Origin of the sequence: Micromonospora chokoriensis (assembly GCF_000718555.1) — a bacterium.
Lineage (GTDB): Bacteria > Actinomycetota > Actinomycetes > Mycobacteriales > Micromonosporaceae > Micromonospora > Micromonospora chokoriensis_B.
The window spans coordinates 112480-124630 of the sequence record NZ_JOAN01000002.1; the positions used below are offsets into that span (position 1 = coordinate 112480).

Sequence of the window (12151 nt, forward strand, 5' to 3'; positions counted from 1 at the left end):
TCTGCTGGTGTGGCCGACCACCCGAGTGCCACACCTGTCATCGAAGGGACCGTTCATGCTCAGCACCAGCCTTGCTGGACGACTCGGTGTCGCGACGGTCGCCGCCCTGCTGACGCTGCTCGTTCCCGCCAGCCCGGCGCGGGCGCACAACACGCTCCGGTCCTCGTCGCCGGCTCGGGACGCGGCCCTGCCCGTCGCGCCGACCGAGGTCTCGCTCGAATTCTCGGCACGGCTCGATCCGGCGTTCGCGACGGTCGTGCTCACCGACGCCAACAAGCGCAGGATCCCCACGAGCGACCCGGTCGTGGTCGGCGCGACGAGCACGATCACGCTGACCGGCACACTGCCGAACGGGACGTACACCGTCGCGTACCGGGTGGTCTCCACCGACGGGCATCCGCTGCGTGGGTCGTACCCCTTCTCGGTGGCCGACCCGACGGCGAGCGCCGCGCCGATCAGCGCCGCCGGCGCCTCGGCGGACGCCGGCGGCAGGAGGACCGACGGCGACTTGCGCGTGGTCTTCCTCGTCTCGGGTGCCGTGCTGGCCGCTCTCGTGGCGGTCGCCGTCGGCCTGCTCAGATCACGACCTGTTTGGTGTTGGGCAAGGCGTCGACGATCGACCTCTGCACGTTGATCGTGTCGGCGATGATCTCGTGCGGCGTGTTGGCCATCCACTGCATCACCGAGATGTCCTCGAATCGGGGATGGCGGAACATCTCCAGGAACACCAGTGGCTCGTCACCGGTGTTCTCGATGTAGTGGCCGTACGCGAAGGGGACGTAACCCACGTCGCCGGCCTGGAAGTCGAAGGTCCGAGCGGCGGCCGAAGACGCGAAGACGCCCATCCGTCCGGTGCCGGAGATGTAGTACTGCCACTCGTCCGTGGTGGGATGCCAGTGCAGCTCGCGCATCCCGCCCGGCTCGACCTCCACCAGCGCTGCCGAGGTGGTCACGGACGCGGCGAAGTTCGTCGAGTCGGTGATCCGCACCGTCCCACCGCGGAAGCGCTGCGGGGTCTGCGCGAGCATCCGGTGCTTGAAGCTGCGCGGGATGTCACCGGTGGGGCTGACCACCCGATCCTGTTGCAGCGGCGGCGGCACGTCGCCCTGGAAGATGTACTTCTCCCGCTCGGGCAGGTTCTCCATCTGTTCCAACGTCCAGCCGAAGTTCTTCGCCAGGACGTGCCGAGGCGTGTGCGCGAAGAAGTCGCTGAGCAGGAAGGTGTTGTTCTCCGAGAAGGCGCCGTCGTCGAAGACCAGCAGGAACTGCGCACCGTTTTCGAGCGCCTGGATGTTGTGCGGCACACCCTGCGGGAAGAACCACAGATCACCCGCCTTCACGTCCTCGATGAAGTTGCGTCCCTCGTGGTCGACGGCGCTGATCCGGCAACTGCCGCTGAGCATGTACGCCCACTCGGACTGCTGATGCCAGTGGATCTCCCGGTACGCGCCCGGTTCGAGACCGAACTGGACGCCGGACAGCTGGCTGGCGATCGGCAGGTCACGGCTGGTGACCTCCCGGGTCCAGCCGCCCTTCTCCACTCGGGTGTGCGCCTGCGAGAACGAGAACTTGAGGTTGGGCACGAGCCGGCTGTCGGTCGTCGGCGGCACCAGGAGGTCCGGGTTCTGCCGCTCAAGTTCGACGTTACGGCCCGCGAAGGGCGCGGCACCCTGGTCGCCGCGTCGCGGCTCGGGATCGCTGTTCGCCATGATCGCTGTCTCCTCACTCAGGTTGGATCGGACGGCTTGCGGGAACGGTTCCGCCCCGCAGCCGTAGCCGGGACGACAGCCCCAGCAGGGCACGCACCCCGGGCCAGCCGTGCTGGACCACGATCGCGGCTGGGATCGCCGCTGCGGTCGCCACCAGCACCAGGCGGGTCCACGCCGGAGCGTGGCCAGCCGCCCCGGTGCTGGCGAAGAGGACGAACATCAGCAGTACGACCCGGAGCCGACGCAGACCGGGAAGTTCGGTGAGCTGGGCCATGATTCGATGATCGACGCCGAGCACCGACCGTCGCATCACGTGATCGCGCCATTACCGCGCACCAGATCTCGGACGGCGGGGCCCATTGCGCGCATCCCCGCCGGTTCGTCGATCTGGTCGCCCGCACCTGCCGTCATGGCTAGGCTCGGTCGCAGGACGGCCTTTCGACGCGCCTGGTAACAACCGGGGAGAACGCCCTTGTCCGAATCACCCTTCACCACCGGCACGCTCCCGGCCGACGACGTCGCCGCCGACGCCGAGCAACGGCGGCACCGCCTCTTCGCCACGGCTGATCAGCTCCGGCTCGCCGGGCGCGGCATGGAGGCGCTGCACGTCCTGGCCGCGGAGATCGCCACGAACCGCTTCGGCGAGCGCCACCGCGCCCACCTGCTCGGTCGCCTGGCACAGATCGTGGCCCTGGAACAGCCGACCATCGCCCTCGCCGGTCTGCGGGAGGCGCTGAACCTACGTTTGGACGCCCGCAGCCGCAGCACCCTGCTCGCCCTGGTCGCCACGATCGCGGCCCGCACGGGGCATCCGGACACCGATGCCCTGCTCCGCGAGGCGGGCACCGCGCACGCCACGGCGGGTGACCAGTCGTCCGCGCGTCATCTCGCTCTCGGCCGGGCCGCCCGCTCGCTGGCCCACGGGGATCTGCCGGGCGCCCAGGCCGTGCTGGCGGCCCTGGACCCGGGCTCCTGGGCGGCACGACCCGACGCCCCGATCATCCGGGCCGAGCGGGTCCTCGTGCAGCTCGGCCTGGGGCGACACCAGGACGCGCGGACCGCGACCCGCCAAGCGCCCGACGAGGCCGACGTCTCGCTTCCCGGGCTGACCGCGCTGAACTGCCTGCGCATGGTGGCCGTGGGAGAGCTGCCCGAGGCGGCCGCGCTGGCCGTCACGACGCTCAGCTCCGGCGCGGCGGGGATCAGCCGGGAGGTGCGTGCCCTGCTGGTCGCGGTGATCGGCGAGGTCCGCTACCGCCGTGGCGAACACGACGACGCGCGCGCCATCCTCCGCGCGTGTCTCGCAGAAGATGGCTGGCCCGACCGGACGATGTGGACTCCCGCGTTCTGCGTCGCGGTTCGCGACCCCGCCCTCAGCGCGTCGGCGGGCCTGCTCACCAGGGTCGTTGCCGACCTGCACCGCTCAGTCCGGTCGCTTCTGCCCGTGCCGCACTTCGGCCCCCGACTGGTACGCGCGGCGGTGGCCGCCGGCGACATTCAGGCCGCCGGCCGGGTCACCGAACTGGTCGAACTGGTGGCCACCCGCACCCCGGTACCGCTGTGGCAAGCGCTGGCCGACCAGAGCAGGGGGTTGCGCGACCGCGACCCGGCTGCGCTCCGGTCGGCGGTCGACGGGTTGCGCACCACCGCCGCCTGGCCGGCTCTGGCCGACGCGTTGCTCGACCTCGCGAACAACCCCCGGGTGCGGTCCGTGCAGGCGCACGATGCCGCGCACGAGGCGGCTGCCCTCTACGCGCGGATCGGCGCCCCGGGGGACCAGGCCAGCGCTGACCGCCGCTGCGCCGAACTCGCTGACACTACCGGCCACCGGCGGTCGATCGACGAGCCGCCGGCCCGGGGCCTGGACGCGCTCACCCCCGCCGAGGAGCGGGTGGCCGAGATGCTCGCCGCCGGCGTCACGAAGAAGGAGGCGGCCAAGAGCCTCTTCGTCTCCTTCCACACCGTGGACACCCAACTCCGATCCATCTACCACAAGCTGGGCATCCACAACCGGACGCAGTTGGTGCGGGCCTGGGAACAGACCAGGCGATGATCAGCCGATGACCCCGCCAGGCGACCCGACCTCGGTGCCACGCCAGGCATCGACCGGGCCCTGCGGGCGGTCGCCGCGCAGGGTGATCCGGTGCACGACCCTCCGCGCGCCGCCGTAGTCGCGGTTGGCGTAGTGCGCGGTGCCGCGGTTGTCCCCCATCGCCCACCGACAGCCTTATTCGGGGAAAACAGTGATGCCGGTGAGTCATCACGATGACTCACCGGCATCACGTCGATCAGTACGACGCGTCGTCGAGGCTCACTCGGGCGGCTTGGTCCCCGCCTGCTCGCTCACCAGGTACGCCGCGTACCAGTCGGGCCAGTTGTCGTCCCGCTCACCCGTACGCTTCTCGTGCTCGCCGTGGGCGTCGGCTGCGCGCCGCAGCGCGCTCGCCAGGTCGCTCGCGGAGCCGAACGACGTCAGGCCGCCCTCGACGCGCCCGGGGAGCCTGGTGGTGATCTCCTGCATCAGCCAGGTGTTGCCGTCCGGGTCGCGCAGCGTGGCCCGCGAGAAGTAGCTACGCCGTTGCGGGTCCGGCCCGTCGACCGGGCCGTCCGGGCTGATGTGGAAAATGTCGCCGACCTCGACACCGGCGGCGACGAGGGCGCCGCGGGCCGTCTCGATGTCGGACACGATCAGGTACGCCATGGCCGAGCCGGGAGCCGCCGGGGTGAGCCCGGGGCCGAACTGCACGGAGCACCCGGAGCCGTGCGGCGTCAGCTGGACAATGCCCGGCGGAGTCTGGTCGAGCCGCCACCCGAGCCGCTCGTAGAACGCCTTTGACCGGTCGACGTCCGAGACCGGGATGACGATCACCTCAAGCTTGACGTCGAGGCTCTCGATGCGCGACGCCGCACTCGCGTCACCCTGGGCAACCTTCGGGCTCATCGCCGCTCCCTCCCTGATCACCACGCTACTGATTGCGTCCCCGCTCGGTGTCGGCTTCCCGGCATCAGCCCGGCGTCATCCTGGTGGCTCTGCGCACCCCCAACAGGGCAACCAGGGCGAGGAGGATGACGGCGACGGAGTACTCGTCGGCGGTGCGGGGCAGGCCGCCGGCGTAGACCACGAGGAAGCCGGCGATCACCGTGGGGAGACCGAAACCGACATAACAGACGACGTAGAGCACGGAGAGCACGCTGCCGCGTTCGTGCGCCCCGACCAACGGCATGACCGTCTTGAGGCTGCCCTGGAATCCGTTGCCGAAGCCGATCCCGCCGAGCGCGAGACCGACGAAGAAGCCCGGGACGGACTCCGCCATGACCGACACCAACGTGACGATCATGCCCAGGATGAGCGCGACGATCCCGGTCAGGATCACGGTCCGCGCGGCGGTGTTGCGCAGCAGCAGGACGGCGACCGACCCGAAGACGGCGAAGACGAAGAGGACCAGACCGCCGACCACGATCGACGTCTCCATGAGACTGCGGACGAGCGCCGGGCCGAGCGCGCCGAAGAACCCGGCGAGCGCCCAGACCGCGAACAGCACTGGGACGACGACCAGCACCGGTTGGCGCACCGAGCGGGGCAGCGTGAGGTCTGGCCGTAGGCTGCGTCGCGCTCCCGCCATCGGCGTGACCGTCTCCGGCATCAGCGCCACCCCGATGGCCTGGATCAGCAGGATCACGAGCAGGACGACGTACACCAACCGCGTCGGCGCGGGCAGAAACTGGATGAGCAGCGCCGAGAGCAGGGCACCGCTTCCGGTGCCGATACCGGGGGCGATCGAGTTCGCGAGCGTGCCCCGGCTGCGGTCGATGTCGAGCATGGCCGCGCCCACCGCGCCGGTGGCGGCACCGGCCGCGAGGCCCTGCACGAGGCGGGCGGCCAACAGCGCGGGTACGCCGTTGGCGAAGACGAAGATGACCAGCGAGAGCATCTGCACCACGATCGCGACGGCCAGGACCGGCCGCCGGCCGACGTGATCGGACAATCTGCCGAACGTGAGCAACGAGGCCAGCACCGCAAGCGCGTAGACGGCGAACACCACAGTGGTCGTGACCGGTGAGAAGTGCCAGCGTTCCTGGTAGACGCCGTAGAGCGGGGTCGGGGCCGCCGACGCCGCCAGGAACGACACGAGGATCGACGCCAGCAGCACCAGGGAGACCGTCGGTGAGAGTCTGGCCCGCCCTGCGATAGGCATGTCGGTGCTCCTCGGCTGCGCGGCAAGCGGTCCAGCCTGGGTGTGCTGGCGACGCCCAGGGCCACGGCCGCGTACCCGTCTGACGCCAGCACATGCCAGCCCAGCCTCGGTGTCCCCTACAGCTCCGGGTGGCCGAAGAGGCCCGGCAGCCCGCCGCTGTGCAGAAAGACGACCCGGTCGCCGCGCGGGAAGCTGCCGGCCAGCAGCGCCGCCATCGCCCGGCCGGTGTACGTCGGGTCCAGGAAGACACCCTCCGTACGCGCGGTCACCTCCAGCGCCGCCCGGACGTCGTCGGTCAGCGTGCGGTACCCCGCACCCACCTGGGTGCCGTCGATCCGCAACGTGTCCGGCTCGACCTCGCCGACGAGCAACCCGGCGACGGTCGCACGCGGGTCCGGCACGGCACCGACATCCACGCCGATCACCCGTTCCGCGCCCAGTTCCCGCACCAGGCCGGCCATCGTCCCGCCGGAGCCGAGCGCCGCCACGACCTCGACCCCGTCGATGTTCGGCAGCTGGGCCCGCAACTCGCGACCGCAGTCCACATAACCCTGGGTCGATTCGGGTGAGGTGCCACCGAACGGGAGGACGTACGCCGAACGTCTCTCCGCCTCGGTGGCCACCACCTCGGCCAGCGGACGGTCCTCGGCCCAGACGACCTCCGCGCCGGCAAACTCGTCGAGCAGCAGGTTGCCCCGCCTGGTCTCCGGAGGTGGGCCGGCGAGCACCAGCACGCAGGCAAGGCCGAGCCGCGCGGCCGCCGCCGCGGTGAGCCGGGCATGGTTGCTCTGCGGCGCCCCCGAGGTGATGAGCGTGGTGGCACCGGCGGCGATCGCCTGCCCGCAGGTGTACTGGAGCTTGCGGATCTTGTTGCCACCCCCACCGAGGCCGTTGAGATCGTCGCGCTTGAACCAGAGCTCGGTCAGCCCGAGCCGGGCGGCGAGCCGAGGCGCGGCCTCCAGCGGTGTCGGCCACGTACCGAGCGAAACAGGAGTGATCATCCGTTCAGCTAATCACCAAATCCGGCGCATGAGACGGAGCAACTGTTCGCAAGCCCCGCACAGCCCCGTCGATCATGGAGTTGTGGTGGGTGACAAAAGCCTTAATTACACCAAACCAGGCACCACAACTCCATGATCGGCGCGGGTGAGGGCACCCGCGAGGGAGCGACGCCCCCTGTCGACGGGGCCCGCCCGCCGCGGGACGCCGGAAGGATCGACTGCATGGCGACATCGACATCGGTCGCCCTTTGACCCGTTGGAGCTCGCCAGCCGGCTCGACTGTGTCACCGGGACCGGGCCCTCGACTGACTACCACCTTCGCACTCGCGGCGCGTGCGGTGCCTGTGGCCGGTGACGCTTCCGATCAAGACGCATTGACAGGAATCATTGGACGAATTAGCCTCCTGAGAATCGAGCACTTGGGAGCGCTCCCAGAATCCACCCTTCGTCCGACCCGTCCCTGAACTCCATCGGAGACGAGCCCTCCCGAGCGTGGACGCCACCACCACCTTCAGGAGGAGTTCCGTGAGACGAAGAAGAGTGACCAACGCCGCCTTGGTGTCGGTCGGCGCTGTCTTGTTGGCGTCGACGGCAGTCGCGGTGGCGGTGCCAGCGGCCGCAGCCGTCGGTTGTTCGGTGACGTACGCCGTGTCGTCGCAGTGGCAGGGGGGCTTCGGCGCCAACGTCACCATCACCAACCTCGATGCGGCGGTGACGAGTTGGACGCTGACCTGGAACTACAACGCCGGGCAGACCGTCACGCAGGCGTGGAACACGACGCTGACCCAGAGCGGCACCGCGGTCACCGCCAAGAATGTCAGCTACAACGGGAGCATCCCGACCAACGGGACGGTCTCGTTCGGCTTCAACGGCTCGTGGACCGGCAGCAACCCAGATCCGACCATCTTCGCCTTGAACGGGGTGGGCTGCACCGGTGGCACGACGCCGACCCCGCCGCCCACCACCACCCCGCCGCCGCCGACGGACCCGCCGCCCACCACCCCACCCCCGAACGGGCCGGCCGACATCACGGTGAACAGCGCGACCAAGTACCAGACCGTCGACGGCTTCGGTGCTGCGCAGTCGATCTGGGGTAGCGCGTGGTCGACGACGGACACGCAGACGCTGGTCGGGATGGGCGCCAACCAGTTGGGTCTGTCGATCGTGCGGACCGGGTTGTCGCCGGTGTCCAGTGAGTGGGCGACGCACGTGAACTCGTTGAAGACGGCCGAGTCGTACGGGTCGAACGTGAAGATCCTCGCCTCGCCGTGGACGGCGCCAGCGGCGTGGAAGACCAACAACAGTCGGGTCAACGGCGGCAAGCTGAAGACCGACTACTACGACGACTACGCCAACCACCTGAACAGCTACGTCCAGTACATGCGTGGCCAGGGTGTCAACGTCGACGTCACCTCGGTGCAGAACGAGCCGGACTGGCACCCGGACTACGACTCAATGGACTGGAGCGGCACCGAGCTACGCAACTTCGTCCGTGACCAGGGCACGAAGGTGCAGAACACCAAGCTGATGGTCGCCGAGGCGGTCAACCTGAACTACGGCTACAGCGACCCGACCCTGAACGACACCACTGCCCGTAACAACATCGGCTACATCGGCGGGCACCTCTACGGCACCGAGGAGTCGGGCCGGCTGCGGCCGTACTCCCTGGCCGAGCAGCACAACAAGCCGGTCTGGATGACCGAGTGGAACCTGCACGCCGCAGACGGTGGCGGCTCCAACATCTGGGGCAACCCCGCCAACACGGCGGTGTGGAACGAGACCCTCGACGACATCATGCGCACCGTACACAAGTCGATGGAGGCCAACTGGAACGCCTACATCTGGTGGTACGGCAAGCGCTACTACTCCTTCATCGGTGACGGCGAGTCGGCGTTCGGCACCGTCGCCGGCGCACCGCTCAAGCGCGGGTACGCCTTCTCGCAGTACGCCAAGTACGTGCGCCCCGGCTACCAGCGCGTGGCCTTGACCAAGAGCTCCAAGGCCTCGCCGCTGGAGGTCACCGCCTACCAGGGCGACGGGAAGATCACCCTGGTGATCCTCAACCGCTCCAACAGCGCGGTCAACAACGCCGTGATCCAGGCCCCACAGAACGTCACCAAGGCCGAGCACTTCCTCACCTCGCAGAACGCCAACGCGGCCAGCCAACCGACCACCGTGAACGGCGGTCAAGCCACCATCAACGTCGGCGCACGCAGCATCTCCACCCTCGTCTTCACCCTCTGAACACCTCGTCCGACCTGAGCACGGTCGACGTCGCGGGAGCCCCGGCAGCGCGCCGGGGCTCCCGCCCGATCGCGGAGTTCGTGGCCGCTCAGGGGCCGGTCCGGGCCGGCGGCGCGGTGCTCTCCCGCACCACGAGCTTGGGGACGACCAGCGGCAGGCGCTGCGGCACGGTGTCGTCGATGGCCTGGGTGACGGCCGTGATGGCTCGTCGACCGACCGCGGCGAAATCCTGCTGGACCGTCGTCAACGGCGGGATGAGGTAGGGCGCCTCGGGGACGTCGTCGAATCCGACGACGGAGACGTCCTCCGGCACCCGCCGCCCCCGCTCGTGCAGCGCGCGCAGCACACCGATGGCCATCTGGTCGTTGGCGGCGAACACCGCCGTGGTTTCGGCCATCGCACCGATCCGCAGCCCGGCGGCGTAGCCGCTGGGGGCTCGCCAGTCGCCCTCGACCGGGTCGGGCGGGCGTAGGCCCGCGGCACCCATCGCCTGCCGCCAGCCTTCGAGGCGTGCGCGGGCCTCCGCCCAGTTGAGCGGGCCGCTCACATGCACGATCTCGCGATGGCCGAGGTCGAGGAGGTGCTCGGTGGCCATCCGGGCGCCCAGCACCTGGTCGACGCCGACGGTCACACTGGCCCTGGAGAGGTCGCCCTCGACGACGACGAAGGGGACACTCGATCGCGTCATCCGCACCACCTCCAGCGCCTCGTCGTTGCCGGCGATCATCACGACGCCCTCCACGCCGACGCGCATGAGGTGTTCGGTGGCGTCGCTGAGCGCCCGTACCGTCACCTCCGACAGGCTCACCGAGGTGGCGAAGTAGCCGGCAGCGCGGGCGGCATCCTCGACGCTGCGGTGGATGCTCGTCGGCCCGAACAGTGTCCTGGCCGTGCCGATGATGCCGATCATTCCGGAGCGCCCGCGGACCAGCGCACGGGCAGCGGTGTTGGGGCGGTAGTCGAGTCGTCGGATGGCCTCGAGGACCCGCTCCCTCGTCTCACGCCTGATGCTGGGCGCCCCGTTGATGACCCGGGACACCGTCTGGTGCGACACGCCCGCCAGGCGAGCGACGTCGGCCATGACCGGTGGCCGGTCGGCCGCCGTCACAGCGGCCTTTGCGTGAACTCGCACTGGCGGGCCGTCCGTTCTTCCATGGGATCAGATCCTCGTGAGCCTCGTCCGTGCCACGGCCGTCAGTGCGAGTGCCGGGGCACCGCGCTGCCACTGCCACCCACCAGGAAGTCGAGGTCCGCGCCGCTGTCGGCTTGCAATACGTGCTCGCTGTACAGGCGTACCCAACCCCGGTCGGCCACCGGCTTCGGCGGCTGCCAGGCCTCGCGGCGTACGGCCAACTCCGCCTCGTCGACCAGGAGGTCCAGGCGGCGCGTCGAGACATCGACGTGAACCAGGTCGCCGGTGCGGACCAGGGCGAGCGGGCCGCCCACGGACGCCTCCGGTGCCACGTGCAGGACGCAGGTGCCATAACCGGTGCCGCTCATCCGGGCGTCGGAGATCCGCACCATGTCAGTGATGCCGTCGGCGAGCAACCGGCGCGGCATCGGCACGTTGCCCACCTCCGGGAAGCCGGGGTAGCCGCGCGGTCCGGCGTTTCGTACGACGATCACCGTGTCGGCTGTGACATCGAGGTCCGGGTCGTCGGCGGCGACGACGTACTCCTCGATCCGGTCGAAGACGAGCGCCGGGCCGGTGTGCGTGAGCAGGTGCGCGGAGGCGGCGGAGACCTTCAGCACCGCCCCGGACGGCGCGAGCGACCCGCGCAGCACCACGGTCCCCGAGCCGGCAGGCTGGAACGGCTCCTCCATCGTGCCGATGACGTCCCGGTTCCAGCACTGGGCGCCGTCGACGTTCTCGGCGACACTCGTGCCGCTGACGGTGATGTGGTCCATGTGCAGCAGCGGGGCGAGCTCCTTCATCACCGCCGGGAGGCCGCCGGCGTAGGCGAAGTCCTCCATCAGGTACGCCCCGGACGGCATGAGGTTGACGAGCATGGGCACGTCGGCGGTGAGAGTGTCGAAGTCCTCCAGCGACAGGGGGACGCCGAGGCGTCCGGCGATCGCGAGCAGGTGTACGACGGCGTTTGTGGAACCGCCGATCGCGGCGTTGACCCGCACGGCGTTCTCGAACGCCTGCCTGGTGAGCACCGAGGACAACCGCTGGTCCTGCTCGACCATGGCAACGATGCGACGTCCGGCGGCGTGCGCGAGCGCGTACCGCCGGGAGTCGACGGCCGGCACGGCGGCGGCCCCCGGCAGTTGCACACCGAGCGCCTCGGTCACGCAGGCCATCGTCGAGGCCGTACCCATGGTCATGCAGTGACCCCGGCTGCGGGACATGCCGACCTCCGCCTCGGAGCAGTCGGCAGCGGTCATCCGACCGGCCCGCATCTCCTCGGTGAAGCGCCACACGACGGTGCCCGAGCCGATGTCCTGGCCACGGAACTTGCCGTTGAGCATCGGGCCGCCGGTCATCATGAGGGTCGGCAGGTCGACGCTCGCCGCTCCCATCAGCAGACCGGGCGTGGTCTTGTCACAGCCGGAGAGCAGGACCACCCCGTCGAGGGGGTTGGCGCGGACCGACTCCTCCAACTCCATCGCCAGCAGGTTGCGGTAGAGCATGGTCGTGGGTCGCATGAGCGGCTCACCCAGGCTCATCGCCGGAAACTCCAGCGGCAGGCCCCCGCTCTCCCACACGCCCCGCTTCACCGACTCGGCCAGGTCGCGTAGGTGGGCGTTGCAGGGTGTCAGCTCCGACCAGGTGGTCGCGATGCCGATCACCGGGCGACCGTCGAAGACGTCGTCCGCGAACCCCTGGTTGCGCATCCAGGACCGATGGATGAACCCGTTGCGGCCTTCCGCACCGAACCACTCGCCGCTGCGCAGCGGTCGATTCGTCGTCGACATCAGCAGACCTTCCTGTCATTCGTCTGGCCGCGTCCTGCGCGGCGATCAATGCGCGTGTGGTGGATTGGCTGGTGGCGCG

General features: G+C 69.8%; 11 protein-coding genes. 3 read left to right on the top strand and 8 right to left on the bottom strand.

Features of this window, described 5'->3' with window-relative positions:
* The first annotated feature begins 55 nt into the window (after positions 1 to 55).
* A complete protein-coding gene (locus IF46_RS0103965; protein WP_051723619.1) occupies positions 56 to 634 on the top strand; it encodes a copper resistance CopC family protein in 579 nt (192 codons plus the stop codon).
* Here the strand turns inward: IF46_RS0103965 and IF46_RS0103970 are convergent.
* The gene (locus IF46_RS0103970) at positions 576 to 1709 is read right to left on the bottom strand and encodes a cupin domain-containing protein (RefSeq protein ID WP_051723620.1); all 1134 of its coding nucleotides are present in this window, start codon (positions 1707 to 1709) and stop codon (positions 576 to 578) included. The genes IF46_RS0103965 and IF46_RS0103970 overlap by 59 nt on opposite strands.
* A gap of 13 nt (positions 1710 to 1722) precedes the next feature.
* Positions 1723 to 1983 (bottom strand): hypothetical protein, encoded by a 261-nt coding sequence (locus IF46_RS0103975; protein WP_157562558.1) that lies wholly within the window; start codon positions 1981 to 1983, stop codon positions 1723 to 1725.
* Between the two features lie 198 nt (positions 1984 to 2181).
* Between IF46_RS0103975 and IF46_RS35475 the strand changes: the two genes are divergently transcribed.
* Positions 2182 to 3762: a helix-turn-helix transcriptional regulator gene (locus IF46_RS35475; protein ID WP_051723622.1), complete on the top strand. Its 1581-nt coding sequence runs from the start codon at positions 2182 to 2184 to the stop codon at positions 3760 to 3762.
* On the opposite strand, the gene IF46_RS34200 is transcribed toward IF46_RS35475, so the two are convergent.
* The 4 genes from IF46_RS34200 to IF46_RS0104000 form a co-directional block, all read right to left on the bottom strand.
* Positions 3763 to 3921 (bottom strand): hypothetical protein, encoded by a 159-nt coding sequence (locus tag IF46_RS34200; protein ID WP_157562559.1) that lies wholly within the window; start codon positions 3919 to 3921, stop codon positions 3763 to 3765.
* Positions 3922 to 4020: 99 nt separating this feature from the next.
* The gene (locus tag IF46_RS0103990) at positions 4021 to 4650 is read right to left on the bottom strand and encodes a VOC family protein (RefSeq protein ID WP_030486890.1); all 630 of its coding nucleotides are present in this window, start codon (positions 4648 to 4650) and stop codon (positions 4021 to 4023) included.
* Between the two features lie 64 nt (positions 4651 to 4714).
* Positions 4715 to 5905 carry an MFS transporter gene (locus tag IF46_RS0103995; protein ID WP_051723623.1) on the bottom strand — a complete coding sequence of 397 codons (1191 nt, stop codon included), beginning with the start codon at positions 5903 to 5905 and terminating at the stop codon, positions 4715 to 4717.
* 116 nt (positions 5906 to 6021) lie between these two features.
* Positions 6022 to 6906 (bottom strand): pyridoxal-phosphate dependent enzyme, encoded by an 885-nt coding sequence (locus IF46_RS0104000; protein WP_030486892.1) that lies wholly within the window; start codon positions 6904 to 6906, stop codon positions 6022 to 6024.
* 525 nt (positions 6907 to 7431) lie between these two features.
* On the opposite strand from IF46_RS0104000, the gene IF46_RS0104005 reads away from it, so the two are divergent.
* Positions 7432 to 9150, top strand: a complete 1719-nt coding sequence (locus tag IF46_RS0104005; protein ID WP_030486893.1) for a cellulose binding domain-containing protein — start codon at positions 7432 to 7434, stop codon at positions 9148 to 9150.
* An 88-nt stretch (positions 9151 to 9238) separates the two neighbouring features.
* Here the strand turns inward: IF46_RS0104005 and IF46_RS0104010 are convergent, their stop codons facing one another.
* Positions 9239 to 10231, bottom strand: coding sequence for a LacI family DNA-binding transcriptional regulator (locus tag IF46_RS0104010; RefSeq protein ID WP_030486894.1), 993 nt, complete (start codon positions 10229 to 10231; stop codon positions 9239 to 9241).
* A gap of 113 nt (positions 10232 to 10344) precedes the next feature.
* A complete protein-coding gene (locus tag IF46_RS0104015) occupies positions 10345 to 12072 on the bottom strand; it encodes an IlvD/Edd family dehydratase (protein ID WP_030486895.1) in 1728 nt (575 codons plus the stop codon).
* Positions 12073 to 12151: the final 79 nt, after the last annotated feature.